This window comes from Rhizobium lentis, assembly GCF_014200175.1.
GTDB classification, from domain to species: domain Bacteria; phylum Pseudomonadota; class Alphaproteobacteria; order Rhizobiales; family Rhizobiaceae; genus Rhizobium; species Rhizobium mulingense.
Genome location: NZ_JACHBD010000003.1, coordinates 170,344 through 189,246, shown reverse-complemented (window position 1 = coordinate 189,246; position 18,903 = coordinate 170,344). Strand labels below are relative to the sequence as shown.

The window sequence follows — 18,903 nt, the reverse complement described above, 5'->3', positions numbered from 1 at the left end:
ATGCCTCGGCGAGCAATTTCGAAGGAACGTCGATGCGCAAAGCCCGCAGCGTCTTCATATGGGCCCTGGTTTCGCTCTGCATGATCGTGCTGATCACCCTGCCGGTTAACCTGCAGACCCAGCTGATCACCAGCATCACTGTCGTCACGGTAATGGCGCTGATCAAGATCCTGAAGGGCGAGGGGACGTGGCGCCTGGTGGCACTCGCTTTCGGCACGTCGATCGTGCTGCGCTACGTCTATTGGCGCACCACCAACACCTTGCCGCCGGTGAACCAGCCTGAGAATTTCATTCCCGGCCTGCTGCTCTACCTTGCCGAAATGTATAGCGTCGCGATGCTGGCGCTTAGCCTTTTCATCGTCGCCACGCCGTTGCCGCCGCGCCCTTCGCGTGCCGCCAATCCCGGGCGTTTGCCCCATGTCGATGTCTTCGTGCCCTCCTACAATGAGGATTCCGGCCTTCTCGGAAACACGCTGGCTGCCGCCAAGGCCATGGACTATCCGGCCGATAAGCTGCATGTCTGGCTGCTCGACGATGGCGGCACCTTGCAAAAACGCAATTCCGGCAAGTTGCTCGAGGCCCAGGCGGCGGCGGCCCGCCACGTCGAACTAAAGCAGCTTTGCCAGGATCTTGACGTCACCTATCTCACGCGTGACCGCAACGAGCATGCCAAGGCGGGCAATCTCAACAACGGCATGAAACATTCGACCGGCGAACTCATCGCCGTCTTCGATGCGGACCACGCGCCGGCCCGCGACTTCCTGCTCGAGACCGTCGGTTATTTCGAAGACGATCCGAAGCTCTTCCTCGTCCAGACCCCGCACTTCTTCATCAATCCGGATCCGTTGGAGCGCAACCTGCGCACCTTTGACAAGATGCCGAGCGAGAACGAGATGTTCTACGGCATCATCCAGCGCGGCCTGGACAAATGGAATGCCGCCTTCTTCTGCGGTTCGGCCGCTGTGCTGAGCCGCAGGGCGCTCGAATCGCAGAACGGCTTTTCCGGCATCAGCATCACCGAGGATTGCGAGACGGCCTTAGCGCTGCATGGCAGCGGCTGGAACAGCATCTATGTCGACAAGCCGCTGATCGCCGGCCTGCAGCCGGCCACCTTCGCAAGCTTCATCGGCCAGCGCAGCCGCTGGGCGCAAGGCATGATGCAGATCCTGCGTTTCCGATTCCCGCTGCTCAAACGCGGACTGTCGATCCCGCAACGCCTTTGCTACATGTCTTCGACGCTTTTCTGGCTCTTCCCGTTCCCGCGCACGATCTTTCTGTTTGCACCGCTCTTCTACCTGTTCTTCGATCTGGAGATCTTCACCGCCTCCGGCGGCGAGTTCCTGGCCTACACGTTTGCCTATATGCTGGTGAACCTGATGATGCAGAACTACCTCTACGGGTCGTTCCGCTGGCCGTGGATTTCCGAACTCTACGAATATGTCCAGACGGTGCATCTGCTGCCGGCGGTCGTCTCCGTCATGCTCAATCCGAGGAAGCCGACCTTCAAGGTCACCGCCAAGGACGAATCGATTGCCGTCAGCCGCCTGTCGGAGATCAGCCGTCCGTTCTTCGTCATCTTTGCGGTGCAGATCATTGCGCTCGTCATCACCTTCTACAGAATTTATGCCGAACCCTATAAGGCCGACGTCACGCTCGTCGTCGGCGGGTGGAATGTCATCAACCTGATCATGGCCGGCTGCGCGCTGGGCGTCGTGTCGGAACGCGGCGAGCGCGCCCTGTCCCGCCGCGTTCGCGTCAACCGGCGCTGCGAATTCGGCGCCAACGGCAAATGGTACGCGGCCTCGATCGAGGATGTTTCCGTCCATGGCGCGAGACTTCACATCTTCAATAAACAGCTGGATGAGATGATGGTCGGCGCCCCCGGCGAAATCCGCTTCCGGCCCTATAGCGGCGCCGAGCTGGAAACCCTGCCGCTGATTGTCCGCAACATCGAGCCGTCGGGCGATATCAGCAATGTCGGTTGCCAGTATGTGCCGAAAAGTGCCCTCGACCACCGCCTGATCGCCGACCTGATGTTCGCCAATTCCGGCCAGTGGACCGAATTCCAGGCCTCGCGCCGCCGCAATCCGGGCCTCATCCGCGGCACCATCTGGTTCGTCGGCACGGCGCTCTATCAGACCAGCCGCGGCCTCGTTTACCTCTTCCGCAGCATGCGGCCGGAACGGGAGGCACAGCAGCAGGCGGCAAAGGTCAATGCCGGATGAAAAGCATCGTCGCTGCCTCGCTACTCCTACTAAACGCTTCCGCCTTCGCCCAGGCGCAGACCGCACCCTTCGACATGTCCGGCGAACGCCCGCCCGGTGCATCCGTTGCCCCGAGACCGATGCCGCCCGCTCCGCCCGCGGCGACGGCACCGGTGCCCGTCACGCCTCCTGTGTCCGTAAGGCCTGCACCGGCGACACCGGCAGCGCCCGTTCCCGCGCCGATCACTGTCCAGCCACAGCCGGCGCCCCAGCCTGGCGCGGCAGCAAATGCCGCTTCGCCAAAGCCCAGCGATATCAGGCATTATCTGGTGCCCTTTTCGAAATTCAGCCTCGGCGGCGAATACGACCGCCGCTCATGGTCCGTCTATCTGACGCCCGAGCAGGCGGCGGCCAGGGCAAGTTTCACCTTCGCCTATCAGAATTCGGTCGTCGTCGCGCCAGAGGCCTCGGCGCTGACCGTCTATCTCAACAATCGCCCGATCGGCCAGCAGCGCGTCGGCTCGCCGGACGGTCCATCGGCTGTCACGTTCGAGGTTCCCCCCGGTCTGCTGCAGCCGGGCGCCAACCTCGTCACCTTCCAAGCCGATCAGCGCCATCGCACCGATTGCAGCATTCAATCCACCTATGAGCTATGGTCGAACATCGATCCGGCCGGAACCTATCTGAGCTTCGCCGGCGGGAATGCCGCGGAGCTCTCGAGCGCGGACGCAATCCGCGCCATCGGCGTCGACGGCACCGGCAGGACAGAGTTCGATATCGTCGTCCCGGCGCTGGAGCAGCCGGGAACCACCGGGCCGCTGCTGCGGCTGACGCAGGGCCTGTCGGTGCTGAGCAGCATGCCGAACCAGATCTTTGCCTTCAACACCGCTTCGCTTCCGGCCGCCGGTCCAGGCAAGCTCGGCGTGCTCGTCGGCACCGCCGCCGAGCTGCGGCCACTCTTTCCCGACCTGCCGCCCGGCGCCGAAAGTGCGCCGCTCGCCGCTTTCGTGACCGATCCGCGCAGCGGCTCGCCCGTGCTTCTGATCAGCGGTCCTTCCTGGCAGGCGGTCTCCTCGGCGATCGATACGATCGTCTCGCCGGTGGACAGGCCCGCCGATGTCCGCCGCGACGTGCTGACTACCGAACGCTGGAGCGCACCGAACGCGCCGCTGATCTTTTCCGATACCAGCACTGCGCTGTCCCAGCTCGGCGTAAAAACCACCGAATTCTCCGGCCGCCGGTTCCGGACCAGCTTCAATGTCGCCGTGCCGGCGGATTTTTATGCCAATGCCTATGGCGAGGCCAAGGTGCTGCTCGACGCCGCCTATACCGATAAGGTTCTGCCGGGCAGCCACATCGATATCTACGTCAACGACAACATCGCCTCCACAGTACCGCTCACCTCGACGACAGGCGGGATTCTCCGCCATCTGCCGATCCGGGTGACGATGCGTCACTTCAAGCCCGGTTTGAACACGGTGGCGATCGAGGCGATCCTGATGACGAAGGACGACGCCGCCTGCGCGCCGGGCAGCAGTGCCGATGCCAATGCGCGCTTTGCCCTGTTCGATACCTCCGAATTGCACATCCCGGATTTTGCCCGCGTCGGTCAGCTTCCGAATCTGGCTGCCATGGCCGGCACTGCCTATCCCTATGGTCGGGCCACCGAGCCGACACCGCTCTTCATCGACCGTATCGACGCCGACACGCTGTCGGCCGCCGCCACCCTGCTTGGGCAGATGGCAATCATGGCTGGCCATCCGATCGCCGTCGAGAGCGTGGCCTCGCCGAATACGATCGGCGATCGCGACGCCATCTTCATCGGTTCTATCTCGCAGATGCCGACGACCGCGCTGTCGCAGGCCAACGTCTCCACGGCGAGCCAGGCCTCGTGGCGTCCCGTGGTCGACGCGCAGCCCGGCGTCGTCGATACCGGTACGGCCTTCGAGGAATGGAACTCCAAGGTCAGCGGCGGCCTGTTGCGCGGACAGATCACCGCCTTCCGCGAATGGGTGGGGCGCAATTTCGACATTACCCGCAGCTCGCTGCAATTCATCCCCGGCGCCGAAGAGATCTTCACCCCGCCAAATATGGCCACGCTGCTGCTTGCCCAAGGGTCCAGCCCCGCGGGCGCCGGCGCATGGACCGTGGTGACGGCGCCCTCGGCGAAAGATCTGCGCGAGGGACTGGAGGTCCTGACCGCGCAGATGAACTGGCCACAAATATCGGGCCACATCACCACCTATTCGAGCAAGACGGCCAAGATCGAGACGGTACCCGTCACCCGATTCGATTTCGTGCCCTCTACACCCTGGTCGATTTCCAACTATCGTTTGATCGCCGCCAATTGGCTGTCGACGAACATTCTCTCCTATGCCTTCCTGCTCGTCGCCTTCGTGCTGCTGATCGGCATCAGCACATCGCGCGTGCTGAAAAATCTGGGCCGGTCGAAATGAGGTTGTGGCGCGTGCTCCTCGTTGCGGCGACGGCCATGTTCGCCCCCGCACGCCCGCCGGCCGTCGCGCAGCAGGCGATGATCAATGCCGATGCGTGGTCCGCCTATAAGGCGAAGTTTCTCGATACGAGCGGTCGCATCATCGATAACGGCAACGGCAATATCAGCCACAGCGAGGGGCAGGGGTATGGCATGCTGCTCGCCTATCTCTCGGCAAGCCCCGCCGATTTCGAGCAGATCTGGTATTTTACCCGCACCGAACTTTTGTTGCGCGACGATGGCCTGGCCGTGTGGAAATGGGATCCGAACGTCAAGCCGCACGTGACGGACACCAATAATGCCACGGATGGCGACATGCTGATCGCCTATGCTCTGGCGCTTGCCGGCACTGCGTGGAACCGCAACGACTACATCCTGGCGGCCTCCCGCATGGCCCAGGCGCTGCTCGCCAAAACAGTCGCGCGCTCGGCCGGCCAAATGCTGCTGCTGCCGGGCAGCGAGGGTTTTACCGCCGCTGACCGCAAGGACGGCCCTGTCGTCAACCCCTCCTACTGGATCTATGAGGCAATTCCGGTGATGGCGGCGCTTGCCCCGTCGGATGCCTGGAAAGAATTGTCGGATGACGGTGTGGCATTGTTGAAGACGATGCAGTTCGGTCCGCGCAAGCTTCCTGCCGAATGGGTCAGCCTTAGCGGCCCGCCGCGGCCGGCAGAGGGTTTCGACGCCGAATTCGCCTATAATTCCCTTCGCATTCCGCTCTATCTGGCGCGCGGCGGCATCACAGACAAGGCGCTGCTGACCCGCCTGCGAAAGGGCATGTTGCAGGATGGCATTCCAGTCACCATAGATCTGACCACCGGCCGGCCGAAGACCGTTTTGTCCGATCCCGGTTATAGAATTGTTAACGATGTTGTGGCCTGTGTAGTCGACGGGACCAAGCTGCCGGTCTCCGCCCTGCAATTTGCGCCCGCACTCTATTATCCGTCCACGCTTCAACTGCTGGGGCTGGCCTATATTGGGGAGAAGCATCCGGAGTGTCTGTGAAATCTTCTCTCGTGGCGATTTCAGCGGCAGCCGTGGTGGCGACCCTCGTCACCGGGCTGAAGGATCGCGCCGCCCTGCAGGAAAGATTCGGCATCCCCGCCGTCAAGCCGGCGCCGGAGCTGATGATGATGGGCCGCATCAAGCCGTCCGACGCTCCTGCCGGCAATCCCGACTTCAATGCCGAGGCCGTCGCCGACAAGATCGAGGCGATCACCTCTCCGCAACCACCCGCACCCGACACGCCTGAGCCGAACGCCGCAAAAGAGTCGCCTGCAGCACCGCAAACTGAGGCGCCTCAGACAGCCGGTGAACCGGCGCCGGCCCCCCCGGCGATCGTCACCCCGCCGCCGGCGCGGCAACAGGCGGCAGCGTCGCCGCAGCCTGACGTCGATGAAAGCGCGCTTCGCTATTTTGCCAGCCGCGGCGACAAAGTGCGCCTTCAGGCTGAAATCTCCCGCCTGCAGGCATTGTATCCGAATTGGGTTCCGCCGGCTGATCCGCTCGCCGTGCCGCAAAACCGCGACAAACAGCTCGAAGCCATGTGGAAGCTCTATTCCGATGGACGCTATGCGGAGCTACGCAAGGCGATCGCCGATCGGCAGGCCGCCGATGCCGGCTGGCAGCCGCCGACCGATCTGCTCGATCGGCTTGATGTCGCCGAAGCTCGCGCCCGTCTCATCAATGCGTCGGATCTCAAGCAATATGCGACTGTGGTTGATATTGGCGCTGCGACGCCAAGCCTGCTGACCTGCAGCGAGGTCGATGTTCTCTGGCGTGTCGCCGAAGCCTTCGTTCGCACGGAGCGATCGCAGCGCGGCCAGGATGCCTACGCCTATATACTGAAGAACTGCGGCGATCCGGCCGAACGGCGGGCGACGGTCGAAAAGGCCTCGACGCTGCTGGACTATCAGCCCATGCAGGCGCTGCTGGCGCTGGAGAAACCCGCTGCCGACGGCGGCAAGGAATTTGACGCGATCCGCGACAACCTCGCCCGACGCTTCGTGGCCGAGAGCAATGAGGATCCGAAGCTTGCCATCGCGCCTGGTTACATCGCCCGGCTCGAAAGGCTGGCCGAAAGCGAAGGTCTCGCCTCCGATGCGCTGCTGCTCGGCTGGTACCAGCTTCGCCGCAACAACCCTGCCGATGCCGAGAAGTGGTTCCGCGCGGCCCGAGCCAAGGAGGATACGGCAGTCGCTTCGCAAGGCCTGGCGCTGGCGCTGATCGCACGCAGGGCGCCTCAGGAGGCCGAGGACGTGATGTTCCGCTGGCGCGCCGATTCCGACAATGCGACATCAACCTATCTTGCCGCAACAGCCAATCTGATGGCGCTGCAGCCGCCCGCCGACCTCACCGAAGAGGTGTTGCACCGCGTCGCCGCCGAGGTGATCGCCCGCAAATATGTGCCGACGGCGCAGCAGTTCGGCTGGTATGCACGCTCTCTCAACCAGTTCCAGACCGCCGCGCGCTGGTTCGAAACCGCGCTTGCCTGGAAACCGGACGACGAACCATCCGCCTATGGCCTTGCTGTCACCCGGGAGCAGCTGAACGACCGCAAGGGCGTGCTCGACCTCCAGCGCGCCTGGGCCGGCCGTTCGGCGCGCATCGCCAATCTCGAAGGCACGCCGGTGTCGAATGCCGGCGCGCAGCCGGCAAAGCCGCCGCTTGCCCCGCAGCAGCCGGTTCAGCCGGCAGCAGCGCAGCCGGAGCCGGAAGTCTCCGTTCGAGTCGCAAAGCCGGCGATGCAGACGCTGGCGGTCGAGCGCGGTCCGCGCCGGGCGCTGGGCTGCTCGACGACCATCGACGCGGAGCAACTCGGGCCGTCCGAGGCGTTGTCGCGCGGTTGGTGCCTGATGGAGATCAACCGGCCGATGGAGGCGGTGCCGGCTTTCGAGACGGCTTTGCAGAGCCCGGTCCGCAAGATCCGCGAAGATGCAGCCTATGGCCAGAGCCTTGCCTATCTGCGCGCCGGTCTTTCCAGCAATGCCGCCGTCGCGGCAACCAAGGCACCGCAAAGCCGCCAGCGCGCTGCCGAACTGCAGGTGGCGATCCTCGCTGATCGGGCGCTGCAGGCCTTCGACGCCGGCCGTTATCGCGAAACCCTCATCTATCTCGATCAGCGCGCCCAACTGCAGCAGGAGCGCATCGATCTGATGGTTCTGCGCGGCTACAGCTATCTCAATCTGAAAATGTACGATGATGCGGGCCGCATCTTTGAAGCTGCCGCTGCGACTGGCAACCGGGACGCCACCCGCGGCCTCGCCGATCTGCGTAGGATCACCCATCCCGACGTCAACGACTGACGTTGACGCCGCCGCCACTCTCCGCTACTCGCCTGCCTACCACCTCGCGCTCGCAAGGAAACACCCGTGTCCGCTCTCCACGACATCCTCGACAGGTCTTATGACGCCTTTCTCTTCGATATGGACGGAACGCTCCTGAATTCCATCGCCGTCGTCGAGCGTGTCTGGAGCGAATGGGCAAGACGCCATGGCTTCGAGCCGGAGGTCTTCCTGAAGACGATCCACGGTATCCGCGCCTCCGATGTGATCCGCGGGCTCGGCCTGCCGGGCGTCGATCCGGCCCACGAGGCGGATCTGCTGCTCGCCGAGGAGATGGAGGATGTCTCCGGCATCGTCGAGATCCCCGATGCCGTCCGCTTCCTGAACGCCATCCCCGACGGCCGATGGGCGATCGTCACTTCGGCGCCGATCGAGCTCGCCAGACGCCGCATGGCCGCCGCCGGTATCCCGATGCCGAAGGTCATTGTCAGCGGTGGAGAGGTCAAATCGGGCAAGCCCAGCCCGGAAGGCTATCTGCTCGGCGCAAGCCGTCTCGGCGTCGATCCGACGAGATGTCTGGTTTTCGAAGACGCCGTTGCCGGCATTCTTGCCGGTGAGGCGGCTGGCGCCGATGTCACCGTGATCACCGAAACACACACCACGCCGTTCGAAACGCCGCATTTCTCGATCGCCAACTATCAGGCTTGGCAGCCCCGCCAGACCGCCGAAGGCCCGCTGAAGATCGCCGCGATCTGATTGTTGCCAGGCGATCTGCTTCCTTTTTATGGGAGGCAGGTTTTTTCCGCTTGCATTGCACGCGCCGAAAAACTAAACGAAGCAAGCCGTTTCGGCAGGTCGGGGCGTAGCGCAGCCCGGTAGCGCACTTGACTGGGGGTCAAGGGGTCGCTGGTTCGAGTCCAGTCGCCCCGACCATTTATCCCCTTGAAATCCCAGTCAGAATATCAGTTTTAGAGGTGAGCGCCGCGGGCGTGGCCGCACGAGAGAACGTCGGCCGTCAGTGCGGTTTCTGTGCGATTGCGATCATTGACTTCGCCAGGAGCGGAATCCTGCCGACATATTCGAAGTCGACGTCTTCGAAACCTGTTTCATGCAGCAGCGTGCCGAGCGTTTCCGGCGACCAGAATTTGATATGGCCATGGTCCTTCAGCGGCATGAAATGGTCATCCATTTTTCCGCTCACGGCGAGCGCCAGATTTTTCCAGTAACCGTGAAAAGGCGTTGAGACGACGGCGATGCCGCCCGGTTTTACCAGATCGTACATGGTCGCCGTGAAAGCTTTGGGGTCGTATACATGCTCCACGACCTCCAGGCTGATGACCGCATCGAAGGTCCCGTAGCGGCTGGAAAGATCTTCGTATCCGGAGCCGATTTCCAGCGGAAGATCGGGATGGACCGCTTTCGCCTTCGCGATGCCGTCCTCCGACGGATCGACGCCGACGACATCGTAGCCCTTTTCCGCCAGCACGGAGGCAGCACCGCCGGTGCCGCAACCGAGGTCGAAGACCGCTGTTTCGTTTGCTTGGTGGAAACTGTTTTCAAGAACATCGACGACGGCCGGCAAGATATAGGAATGAGCAGTCGCCGGCTTGGCGTGAATATAGGTAGTCGCGTCCAGTTCGATAGACATTTCACCTCCTGAAAAAGTGGTCCCGCCCAGACAATGGTACGGCGGAGTTTGACGGGAGTGTGGTGCCGTTGTGGTATTAAGGTGATTAACGCCTCAGGCGTTCGCGCCGCTACTCGAGCGCCCTTCTGTCCCAGGCGGCCAACCGGCGTTCTTAACGGCCTCATCATCACAATGTGATGGATGGAGGCGCGGGCCAGAGAGTTCCCAAAGCCGATTGACAGGGGACGGGGAAGGTTATGGAAACGATCAACTCCCAACGCTTTGCATCAGACGGAACAAAGTCCAATTTATAGGTTTAAAATTTAACTACTTAAAGTAAACAATCCGAAAAAATGCCTGTTAAATGGCGAGATGGAGATAATTCTTCCGGTTCATTTTGGGAATTCATTCGCAAATGGCCGATACCATTTGGTTTTTGTTAAGGCTATACGCGATTTTGTGGTAAGAAGTTTGCAGTCGGCCTGAAAACATCTCAAAACGCTTCGCGTTCCCGCAAATAGGTGTAGATTGAAAATACCCTTGTTACCGACAGCCTGGTGCGAACGCATGCCCGATATGGATCAGAATCTAGCTTGCAGGCAGGCTCTTGCCAGCGCGTTCCAGGCTCTGTCGGACGAGGCGGTCAGGGCCGGCTGGCCGGAGGGCGACGTTGCCCTCGCGCTTGCCGAACTGGCCGAGGAGCGGGTGATCGAGATGACCGCCAAGGTGATCATGGAAGGCTCCATGCACCCGCAGATCGTGGCCGCCGGCCACCGCCGCAGTTGAGCGCAAACGCTCCGGAGCGGTTGCTCCGTTTTCGCTGACCTCACACCAGCAATCCTGCCGTCTTTGCTGCCATGACGAAGGAGGCCTGTGCTGCGCTTGAGCTGCGCAGCCCGTCCAGTGCCCTCAGGCAGTGCTGGAGCGCAAGTGGTGGTCGCGTCCGAGCTTGCCGGGCCAACGCTTCAGATATTCGACGGCGTCCTAGGCAGTGAAAACGATGAGGTTGTGGTTGGAGAATGGACTTGGGACGGGGGAGGGGAAGCGTTCTTCACTCCACGTTTGTACTCGCTCATTCCTTCTGTAGGCCGCGGCGCTAATGCTTCGAACAATATTTTGTCCCACAGGAATTTGCGCAGTTGCTAAAGTTATGACCCTCGCGCATAATCAATTTATTGCCGGTTGCGGAGGGCGTCCGGCGATGCAAGCGTGAAGGCGTTTGCCCTCGGAGGGAAGTGCGGCGTGATGTTACGGTCATCGATTCATCCGCATGATTTACCGCTCTTTTCGGAAGATCTCGATCTGCTTTCGCAAGTGCTGGACAAGGTTTGTGTCGAACGCGGACTTGTCAGAACGGCGCCGAAGGCCGAGCGGATCGGTGCGGTCATCATTCAGCTTTACAGACAGGGCGTGAGAGACGGGGGCAAACTGGCCGATCTTGCCAAGACCTATCTGTGACACTCGGGTTCCGTTCTTGATTTAAAGCATGTCGCGCAAAAGTGTGCTGCGCTTTTGCGCCAACGACATGCGTAAGACAAAGAGCTAAAGCGCAAGAAGCGAATCTGAAAGATCGCGCGTTTTAGAACAGGCGACGGTTCCGTTCCGTCAATCGTCATTGGCGGCGTTTAGATTTTCCGGCCGGATGCCGTCATCGCTTGACGTGCGTGCCCGCAGCCGAATGCCCGGGCCGCCTTCATCCTGATTGCCGCTCGAAAGGAAGATGATGCCGTGCGCCTCGAGCGTGCTGCGCACGTCGAACAGCGCATGCGGCTCGCCCGCAAATTCGCCCTTTTCCAACGCAGCCACCGTTTCAACCGGCAGGCCGCTTGCGGCGGCGAGCTCTTCGATGCTCATTCCGATCATGGCGCGCGCGCCGCGTATCTGCGTTGCATTTATCATGATGGAAAATCTAGCGCATTTGCAGCGCTTCGCAAGTGGCGCGGCGGTCGATGGCGAAGCGTGCAGGGCGTACATAGCCACGCTTCTGGATCACCAAGGATCAAGCTTCCCGCAATTTTACCCCGAACAGGTCGTCATGCATGCGCTCGACTGCGATCCCCATGCCGCCCATGAGGGCGGCGCGGTTGCCGAAGCGGCTGATCTCGATGCGCGGCGGATAAGGTGTGCAGCGCGGCAGGAAACGCCGGATGGCGTTTACGAGCTCAGGCCTCGCGCCGATGCTGCCGCCGGTAATCACCAGTTCGGGATCGAGGGTTGCGCCGATTGCCGCAATGGCAACCGCCGCCAGCCTTGCGGTCTCTTCAATTGCGGCGACGGCGCTCGCTTCTCCTGCGTTGAATGCGGCGAAGAGATCGGCCACGGTGGATGCATTGCGCCCGCCGAAGCCGATGTAACGGCGAAGCATCGCAACGCTGCCGACGGCGCTTTCAAGAGTGCCAAGCTTAAACCCGCCGGGATCAAAGGCATCGCCGCCGATCGGGAGATAGGCGATCTCGCCGGCAGCGCCCCGCGCCCCGCGCAGCAGCGCCCCGTTGGCCATGATGCCCATGCCGACGCCTGTTCCAAGCGCGACGAAAGCAAAATTGTCGATCTCGACGCCGTGTCCCCGCCAGCGCTCCCCTTGCGCGGCGAGATTGACGTCGTTTTCGACGATGACGGGTAGACCCATTCTGCTGCTGAAAACCTGCCGCAGGTCCATGGCGTCGACGCCGGGAATGTTCGGCGCGACATTGATATGTCCGGTGACTGGATCGAGTACACCGGGAGTGCCGAGAACGACGAGACGAAGCTTGTCGGCGGTCGTCCCCGCCGCCGATGCGAGCTCGACGATCAGATCACTGAATTGATTGACGAGATGCATTCCGCCGCGCCGGTCGGTAGCCACTTTGGTTTCGGTAACCACGTTTCCCAGCAGATCGCAGATAGCTGCAGCAATCTTGGTGCCGCCGAGATCGATTGAGACAGCCAGTCCTGCTCTGGCGTTGATTTCGTAGATGATCGCATTCCGGCCAGGTCGACCATCGGTCCGGCCGACGGGTTTCAGCCACCCTTCATCTTCAAGATCGCGCACGACCTCGGAAATCGTCTGTTTCGATAAGCCGGTCAGTTTGGCGATGTCGGCGCGGGAAATCGAACGGTTCGCCAGCACGGTCCGGATGACGGCGTTGGTCGAAATTTTCCGTGCGATTGGAGTCTGTGCGGCACGGGGTGTCATTGCCATACGGCTGCTCGTTCCAATTAGTTCGGAGCGTATACCTAATCAGCAACGGTATTGGCTCCCAACCATCACGAAAGATAACGTCTGACGCTCAACCTGATCAGCTGACTCAAAATTTAATACATGGAAGTAGGCAATTTGTCCACGTCATTGACAAATGGGAAGTCGCCTGTAGGCTGAGGTCAATGCATTCAAATGCGCGACGAAATAAGGGTCGAGGACAAGCATGGATCATGCATATTGTCTGGGCAGCTGCCTACGCGCCAAGATCGCCCGAAGAGGAACTGGTGCTCGCCGGTTTCGCTATTTTTCCATTTTGCTTTCTGCTGGCGCCTCAACCCGCCTGTTGGGGATTTTGCCATGTTAAAGCCCTTGGCTGACGGACAGCTGTCCTGCGAAAAACCAGTTCTGCTGCCTGTCATGGCGCCGCGTCTTCAGGCCGATGTCCACCCGGATGGATATGCTGATCTTGCCCTGTGGGGCGCCGGCAACTTGGGGCGGGTGAGATTTTCTGCAATCAGCGGGCCCTTTACCTACGGCCCGAACCGAATTGTCGCAGAACATGGCGGCGTCTTTGTTGCGCAGTCGCTGCCGGTGATGTTGATCAGCGGCGTGCGCCTTCTGGGCATATATCCGGCCCGTCGTTGTGCCTGGTGGCACGAGCCGGATGGGCAAAGCGCACGGGCGAGGGGCTCTCGGAACCATCATCGCCAGACTTTTGAAATGGGATGGGGGGTGCTCATCGTGGAGGCCGTTGGCTCCGATCTGAGAATTGCCGTCGGCGCCTCCAGAGACGAAGCCGAAAAGGCTCTCGATATTGCCAGCGAAGCCATCATCGCGCAGGCGGCGGAATATGTCACGCGTTGCGACCTGATGCCCGCCGCCGACCCGCTGATGCGCGGCATGGTCAGCCAGGGCATCCACGCCGCCCTTTCAAGCATCAGGCGCGACGAAAACGGTGCCTTCGCCGGTCTTGCTGCCGGACAGGCCTATAGCGCTCCGGCGCGGACCTATTACCGCGACGGCTATTGGACGATGCAGCCGCTTTTGACGCTCGCACCGGAGGCGGTGCGCGACGAAATCCGGCTGCTCGCCAAGGGGGTGCAGCCGGATGGAGAAGCCCCGAGCGGCGTGATCTTGACCGGGCCTGCGCAACGGGAGGCCTGGCAGCGCTTTGTCGCGGACAGCAAGGCCAATCCGAAAACCCACAAAAGGGCAGTCCCGGAATATCACAACCGTCCGCAGGACTGGTGGAGCGACCACTTCGACAGTCCGCTTTTTTTCATCCTGTTCATCGATGACTATGTGGATGCAACGAACGACCTGGCCGAGGTGCAGCTGCACTGGCCGATCGTTCGGGCGATCACCGACCGCTATCTCAGCCTGGCCGGCCCCGACAGCGTTCTGCCGGTAAAGCCGCGTAACGATCGGGACTGGGCCGACAACGTCTATCGCGAGGGCCTTGTCTCCTATGATCTCGGCCTTTTCGTCGGCGCAATGGATGCGGTGGCGAGGCTTGGCGAGGGGCACGATCCGGCTCTTGCCGAACGGGCGGGCAAGGCTGCAAATCTGGCCCGCCAGGAAATCGAGGCCAAACTCTTCGTCCCGGCAACGGGAGGATATTTCGACTATGGAACGCCTGATGTATTCGTCGAGGATCATCTGGCTCTCGACAGCCTGACTTTGTCGCGGTTCGGTGCGATTTCGCGGCCGAAGGCTGTTGGCATGCTGAGAGCGTTCGAAACCAGACTGGAAACGCGCAATAATCAGGAACAGCCCTATGGCAGCTGGGGTGTCATGTGCGCCTATCCGCCCTTCAAGCGGCCCAGTGATCTGCGATCCAAGACCGCTTTTCCCTACCGCTATCATAATGGCTCGGACTGGCCCTATTGGGATGGCGCCTATGCCGAAGAACGCCTGCGCCACGGACTTGGGGGCGCGCGCTATGCGCTGACCCGCTGGTGGGAAACCTGCCTCGACAATGGCTGGATCGGGGCGGTCGAATATTTCTCGCCGCCCTATGGGCGCGGCTCCCTGCTTCAGGGCTGGAGTGCCATGCCGGCGGCGGTCGTTTTGAAGTATGGGCTTGACGCCGCAAATGCGGAGCCAATCTCATGAGTGGTCTGGCTCCGTCGGTTCTAGCGGGATCTCTCATCGATCCGCATTGCAAAGGCGACGGAGCCATCCCGCTCGAATTCGGAAAAGCCAAGATGACGGTAGAAGCCCCTGGCGCGTTCATTGTTTGGATCGACCCCGAGATGCACGGCCGTGACCCCATGATTGCGAAGTGCCTGAAGCTCGGTGTCGATCATCCGCCGTCCCCAGCCGCTTGCCTGAAGTCCGGGAAGAATGTTGATGTGAAGATGCGCCGGGTACTGGTCCTGGAGCCAGGGTGTTCCGCTGCGCGGATTTTGGATTCGCTCCAGCACGTCACCGTCGCGCGGACGGCTGGGCGCCAGTCCGGCGATCTCTCGGCGCACGGACGGCCACCAGTTTGCCGCCAGGTTCCGGTCGAACAGGCTGGTATCCGGGACGCCGATGACATAGCCGGCCGGCCGGCCGTCCTGAACGAGAACAAAGGCAAAATCTTTGGCGAATTTGAGATAGGGTACCGACCAGATGTAGCCGGGCAGACGCGGGTCGCTGTAAAGGGCGCTGGCATCATGACCACCATTCGCGGTCCTCAGGCAGATGTCAAAAAAGGCTTCAGTATCCGCTTCAATGGCGGGACGGATGAAGCAACTGGTGTCCATCACTTTGCCACCTCCTGCGTGGCGCTTTGTCATTTGAGGTCGCGAGAGGAGCTGAAGCACTGACGATTACCTCAGATTCGCCAACCAGGCAAAGCTCTGGGGGGAGAAAACGTTCGGCCGGCGCCAGGCGCGAAGCCGGAACGGGGAGTGGAGAATAAACCAAATGAGGTGGAGCAGATGAACAGAACCGTGAAATCGATCAGCATACTGCCGGCATACCGATTGAAAGCAGCTGTCGCGTTTGCCGGCGCTGCGCTTGTGAGTTTTGGCCTTTCCGCCGCCCGCGCCGACGATCTGGCCGTGTGGGACGACCAGACCTTTGAAGGTCAGAGCGCGGTCATAGAGCAACTGAACAAGGACTTCGAAGCCGCGCATCCCGGTATCACGATCAAACGCACCGCCCGCACCTTCGATGACATGAAGCTGACGCTGAAGCTTGCGGTCTCGGCCGGCGACGGGCCTGTCGTCACCAAGGTCAACCAGGGCGCCGGCGACATGGGTGCGATGGTCAAGGAAGGCTTGCTGCTACCGGTCGACGAGTACATCAAGAAATATGGCTGGGATAAGCGGCAGTCGGATTCCGTGCTTGCCAGAGACCGCTGGGAGGGGACGAAATTCGGGGTCGGCAAGACCTACGGCATTTCAGGTCTCGCCGAGATCGTCGGCCTTTATTACAATAAGAAAATCCTCGACGATGCGGGCGTGGCGCTGCCGCAGACCTTCGAAGAGCTGTTGGCCGCTCTCGACAAGCTCAAGGAAAAAGGCGTCGCGCCCTTCATGATGGGCTCGGCAAAACAGCATCTCGCCCTGCACATGATCGGCGCCATCGATCAAGCGCATATCGACGCGGCCAACCGGGCCGAGCTTGACGACCTGATCTACGGCAAAGGCGGTTCCTGGAACACCAAGGGGAATATCGAATCGGCCAAACTCGTGCAGCAATGGGCACAGGGCGGCTACTTTTATCCCGGCTTCGAGGGCATCTCGGGTGATGACGCCGTCCAACTGTTCATATCAGGGCAGGGCGCATTCCTGATCTCCGGCACGTGGTACTTCGGCGACATGCAAAACAATCCGGATATCGGCTTTATGGCCATTCCCGCCCCGAAGGGCATTTCCAAGCCGATGAGCGTCGGTGGCGTGGATCTTGCCTGGGCGATAACCAGCCTGGCCAAAGACAAGGCAAAGCAGGACCTGGCCGGCGAGTACATCGACTATATGGTATCTGAAAAGGCCGCTGAAAGCTGGGCCGCTGCAGGCTATCTTCCTGCGACATCGCTCCCGGCGGATGCAAAACCGAAGCTCACGCCGCTTCTGACCTCCGGCATCGAGATGTGGAAGACACTCAATGCCAACGATGCGCTCGGTCACTACCCCGATTGGTCGAGCCCGACAATGCTGAAGACAATCGACGACAACACGCCGCTTCTCTTGTCCGGCAAGATCACGCCCGAAGCCTTTGTCGATGCGATGGACAAGGACTATCAGGCTTATTTGAAAGATAAGAAATAAGTGTGCGGACGCCGGTCGCGCCCCCTGGGCTGTCCGACCGGCGTCCCGTTCATCACGTTAAAATAAGTGCGACGAGTTCACGGCTTGTTGCGCGATGACCAGAGCTTTGGCAGGGAGTCCTGGATGAAACGCTCCGCACTGGATGGAACGCGACAGACCAATTTCATCTATTTATTGCCTGGATTACTGCTCTACGCAGCGTTTGTGTTTGGGCCGATTGTCGCGGCTTTGGGTTTGAGCCTGACCAGCTGGGACGGCCTGACCATGCCCAGATGGGTTGGTCTTGGCAATTACGCCGATCTGTTTTCCGACAGCCGTTTCTACATCGCCTTGCGCAACAATGCCGAGCTGATGATCTTCTACTGCGTGCTGCCGCTCGTGCTCGGTATAACGCTTGCCGCCTGTGTGTGGAATCTGAAACAGCGCGAACAGCTCGCCCTCAGGACGTTCCTGTTCCTGCCTTACATCATGCCGACTGCCGTGCTGGGCATCATCTGGGCATGGCTCTACAATCCGGCATTCGGCCCGTTCAATCAGTTTCTGCGAGCGGTGGGATTGGGCAGGTTCGCATTGCCCTGGCTCGGAGATTTCAATTTTGTGCTTCCCGCGGTCGGGATCGTTGCTACCTGGTATTTCTTCGGTTTTTGCATGGTCATCGTCCTCACCGGAATCCAGCGTATCGACCCGTCTCTTTTCGACGCCGCCAAAGTCGACGGCGCGTCGCCGCGAAAGACCTTTTTCTGGATAACGCTGCCGCTTCTCATGCCTGAGATTAGGGTGGTTTTGCTTCTGACGGTTATTGCCTCGATCAAAAGCTTCGACCTGATCTTCACGATGACCCGCGGTGGACCCGCCAACGCCACGCTCGTGCCGAATATCTACATGTATCAGCTCGGCTTCGAACTCAATCGCTTCGGCGCCGCAGCCGCCATCGCCATTGTCGGCGCCTTGCTGACATTCGCAATCAATTTCGCAATTCACCGGCTGGTGGGCTCCAGAAGCAAAGGATTGGCTTGATGAGCCGTTCGTCCAACATTCCCGCCGCGCTTTTCCTTCGCATTGTCCTCTGGCTCCTGGCTTTCGTAACGATCACCCCGTTCCTGCTTCTGTTGCTGACCTCGATAAAGAGCAAGGCTGACGTCCTGAAAGGCGCATTCGCCCTTCCGGCCTATCCGCATTTCGAAAACTACGTCGATGCCTGGAATGCTGGGCACTTCAACATTTACTTCTGGAATTCGATTATCGTCGTCATACCCGTCGTTGCCGCAAGCGTCTTCTTGGGCCTACTGACCGGTTTTGCCTTCGCCTACCTGTCATTTCCGCTGCGGCGCACGCTGTTCGCGATCCTGACGCTCGGCATGATGGTGCCGGCGGAGGCCTTCATCATCCCGCTTTATTATGAAATGCGCTATCTTGGGCTGATCAATACCTATGCGGCTCTCATCATCCCGCAGATCGCCATGTCGATCCCGTTCTCGACGATCTTCCTCGCCAGTGCGATGCAGCAATTGCCGGAGGAGGTTCTCGAAGCGGCGGTCCTCGATGGCGCCGGACGCTTCTATATCCTGCGCAAGATCGTTATCCCGCTGATGATTCCGGCAATGTCGACACTGGCACTATTCTTGTTCATCTGGACCTGGAACGAATTTCTCATTCCGTTCATCCTGGTCAACGACGACGCCTATCGGACGCTGCCGCTCGGGATGCTGTTCTTCCAGGGGCGTTACACCGTCAACACGCCGGTTCTGACCGCCGGCGCGGTGATCGTCATTTTCCCGCTCATTCTGACCTATCTGGTATTCCAGCGGCGGTTTATCGCCGGCTTGACGGCAGGCGCGACGAAGTAGGTAC

15 protein-coding genes, 1 tRNA gene and 1 pseudogene are annotated in these 18,903 nt (G+C 60.8%); 12 read left to right on the top strand and 5 right to left on the bottom strand.

Features of this window, described 5'->3' with window-relative positions:
- The first annotated feature begins 32 nt into the window (after positions 1–32).
- From bcsA to GGI60_RS09020, 6 genes are all read left to right on the top strand, one after another.
- Positions 33–2,225 carry a UDP-forming cellulose synthase catalytic subunit gene (gene bcsA, locus GGI60_RS09045; RefSeq protein WP_183914938.1) on the top strand — a complete coding sequence of 731 codons (2,193 nt, stop codon included), beginning with the start codon at positions 33–35 and terminating at the stop codon, positions 2,223–2,225.
- Complete coding sequence (locus GGI60_RS09040; protein WP_183914936.1) at positions 2,222–4,660, top strand: cellulose biosynthesis cyclic di-GMP-binding regulatory protein BcsB; 2,439 nt, start codon at positions 2,222–2,224, stop codon at positions 4,658–4,660. The genes bcsA and GGI60_RS09040 overlap by 4 nt, the downstream gene beginning before the upstream one ends.
- On the top strand, positions 4,657–5,703 hold the full coding sequence (locus tag GGI60_RS09035; RefSeq protein WP_183914934.1) for a glycosyl hydrolase family 8: 1,047 nt from the start codon (positions 4,657–4,659) through the stop codon (positions 5,701–5,703). The genes GGI60_RS09040 and GGI60_RS09035 overlap by 4 nt, the downstream gene beginning before the upstream one ends.
- The gene (locus GGI60_RS09030) at positions 5,700–8,003 is read left to right on the top strand and encodes a cellulose synthase (protein WP_183914932.1); all 2,304 of its coding nucleotides are present in this window, start codon (positions 5,700–5,702) and stop codon (positions 8,001–8,003) included. Before GGI60_RS09035 ends, GGI60_RS09030 begins: the two co-directional genes overlap by 4 nt.
- A 66-nt stretch (positions 8,004–8,069) precedes the next feature.
- The gene (locus GGI60_RS09025; RefSeq protein WP_183914930.1) at positions 8,070–8,738 is read left to right on the top strand and encodes an HAD family hydrolase; all 669 of its coding nucleotides are present in this window, start codon (positions 8,070–8,072) and stop codon (positions 8,736–8,738) included.
- A 100-nt stretch (positions 8,739–8,838) separates the two neighbouring features.
- Positions 8,839–8,915 (top strand) — tRNA-Pro (locus tag GGI60_RS09020).
- 82 nt (positions 8,916–8,997) lie between these two features.
- Here the strand turns inward: GGI60_RS09020 and GGI60_RS09015 are convergent.
- A complete protein-coding gene (locus GGI60_RS09015; RefSeq protein ID WP_183914928.1) occupies positions 8,998–9,630 on the bottom strand; it encodes a class I SAM-dependent methyltransferase in 633 nt (210 codons plus the stop codon).
- A gap of 546 nt (positions 9,631–10,176) precedes the next feature.
- Here GGI60_RS09015 and GGI60_RS09010 point away from each other — a divergent pair.
- Positions 10,177–10,395, top strand: a complete 219-nt coding sequence (locus tag GGI60_RS09010; RefSeq protein ID WP_183914927.1) for a hypothetical protein — start codon at positions 10,177–10,179, stop codon at positions 10,393–10,395.
- A 40-nt stretch (positions 10,396–10,435) separates the two neighbouring features.
- On the opposite strand, the pseudogene GGI60_RS31910 reads toward GGI60_RS09010, so the two are convergent.
- Positions 10,436–10,710 (bottom strand): annotated as a pseudogene (locus GGI60_RS31910) (DUF982 domain-containing protein).
- 144 nt (positions 10,711–10,854) lie between these two features.
- Between GGI60_RS31910 and GGI60_RS09000 the strand changes: the two are divergent.
- Complete coding sequence (locus GGI60_RS09000) at positions 10,855–11,067, top strand: hypothetical protein (RefSeq protein ID WP_183914926.1); 213 nt, start codon at positions 10,855–10,857, stop codon at positions 11,065–11,067.
- Between the two features lie 147 nt (positions 11,068–11,214).
- Here GGI60_RS09000 and GGI60_RS08995 read toward each other — a convergent pair whose 3' ends face one another.
- Together GGI60_RS08995 and GGI60_RS08990 are read right to left on the bottom strand one after the other, a co-directional pair.
- The gene (locus GGI60_RS08995) at positions 11,215–11,508 is read right to left on the bottom strand and encodes a helix-turn-helix domain-containing protein (protein WP_183914925.1); all 294 of its coding nucleotides are present in this window, start codon (positions 11,506–11,508) and stop codon (positions 11,215–11,217) included.
- 100 nt (positions 11,509–11,608) lie between these two features.
- Entirely contained in the window at positions 11,609–12,790 is a 1,182-nt protein-coding gene (locus GGI60_RS08990) for an ROK family transcriptional regulator (RefSeq protein ID WP_183914924.1), read from the bottom strand.
- A gap of 357 nt (positions 12,791–13,147) precedes the next feature.
- On the opposite strand from GGI60_RS08990, the gene GGI60_RS08985 reads away from it, so the two are divergent.
- Positions 13,148–14,905 (top strand): glycogen debranching protein, encoded by a 1,758-nt coding sequence (locus GGI60_RS08985; RefSeq protein WP_183914922.1) that lies wholly within the window; start codon positions 13,148–13,150, stop codon positions 14,903–14,905.
- A 20-nt stretch (positions 14,906–14,925) separates the two neighbouring features.
- Here the strand turns inward: GGI60_RS08985 and GGI60_RS08980 are convergent, their stop codons facing one another.
- The gene (locus GGI60_RS08980; RefSeq protein WP_183915468.1) at positions 14,926–15,540 is read right to left on the bottom strand and encodes a GNAT family N-acetyltransferase; all 615 of its coding nucleotides are present in this window, start codon (positions 15,538–15,540) and stop codon (positions 14,926–14,928) included.
- Between the two features lie 177 nt (positions 15,541–15,717).
- On the opposite strand from GGI60_RS08980, the gene GGI60_RS08975 reads away from it, so the two are divergent.
- From GGI60_RS08975 to GGI60_RS08965, 3 genes are all read left to right on the top strand, one after another.
- Positions 15,718–17,052 (top strand): extracellular solute-binding protein, encoded by a 1,335-nt coding sequence (locus GGI60_RS08975; protein ID WP_183914921.1) that lies wholly within the window; start codon positions 15,718–15,720, stop codon positions 17,050–17,052.
- A 123-nt stretch (positions 17,053–17,175) separates the two neighbouring features.
- Positions 17,176–18,069 carry a carbohydrate ABC transporter permease gene (locus GGI60_RS08970; RefSeq protein WP_183915466.1) on the top strand — a complete coding sequence of 298 codons (894 nt, stop codon included), beginning with the start codon at positions 17,176–17,178 and terminating at the stop codon, positions 18,067–18,069.
- Positions 18,069–18,899, top strand: a complete 831-nt coding sequence (locus tag GGI60_RS08965; RefSeq protein WP_183914919.1) for a carbohydrate ABC transporter permease — start codon at positions 18,069–18,071, stop codon at positions 18,897–18,899. The genes GGI60_RS08970 and GGI60_RS08965 overlap by 1 nt, the downstream gene beginning before the upstream one ends.
- Positions 18,900–18,903 lie beyond the last annotated feature (4 nt).

What these genes read in the sequence shown, in the direction of transcription:
- bcsA (WP_183914938.1), top strand. Translation starts at nt 33, where the DNA reads ATGCGCAAAGCCCGCAGCGTCTTCATATGGGCCCTGGTTTCGCTCTGC.
- GGI60_RS09040 (WP_183914936.1), top strand. Translation starts at nt 2,222, where the DNA reads ATGAAAAGCATCGTCGCTGCCTCGCTACTCCTACTAAACGCTTCCGCC.
- GGI60_RS09035 (WP_183914934.1), top strand. Translation starts at nt 4,657, where the DNA reads ATGAGGTTGTGGCGCGTGCTCCTCGTTGCGGCGACGGCCATGTTCGCC.
- GGI60_RS09015 (WP_183914928.1), bottom strand. Translation starts at nt 9,630, where the DNA reads ATGTCTATCGAACTGGACGCGACTACCTATATTCACGCCAAGCCGGCG.
- GGI60_RS09010 (WP_183914927.1), top strand. Translation starts at nt 10,177, where the DNA reads ATGCCCGATATGGATCAGAATCTAGCTTGCAGGCAGGCTCTTGCCAGC.
- GGI60_RS09000 (WP_183914926.1), top strand. Translation starts at nt 10,855, where the DNA reads ATGTTACGGTCATCGATTCATCCGCATGATTTACCGCTCTTTTCGGAA.
- GGI60_RS08995 (WP_183914925.1), bottom strand. Translation starts at nt 11,508, where the DNA reads ATGATAAATGCAACGCAGATACGCGGCGCGCGCGCCATGATCGGAATG.
- GGI60_RS08990 (WP_183914924.1), bottom strand. Translation starts at nt 12,790, where the DNA reads ATGGCAATGACACCCCGTGCCGCACAGACTCCAATCGCACGGAAAATT.
- GGI60_RS08985 (WP_183914922.1), top strand. Translation starts at nt 13,148, where the DNA reads ATGTTAAAGCCCTTGGCTGACGGACAGCTGTCCTGCGAAAAACCAGTT.
- GGI60_RS08980 (WP_183915468.1), bottom strand. Translation starts at nt 15,540, where the DNA reads ATGGACACCAGTTGCTTCATCCGTCCCGCCATTGAAGCGGATACTGAA.
- GGI60_RS08975 (WP_183914921.1), top strand. Translation starts at nt 15,718, where the DNA reads ATGAACAGAACCGTGAAATCGATCAGCATACTGCCGGCATACCGATTG.
- GGI60_RS08970 (WP_183915466.1), top strand. Translation starts at nt 17,176, where the DNA reads ATGAAACGCTCCGCACTGGATGGAACGCGACAGACCAATTTCATCTAT.
- GGI60_RS08965 (WP_183914919.1), top strand. Translation starts at nt 18,069, where the DNA reads ATGAGCCGTTCGTCCAACATTCCCGCCGCGCTTTTCCTTCGCATTGTC.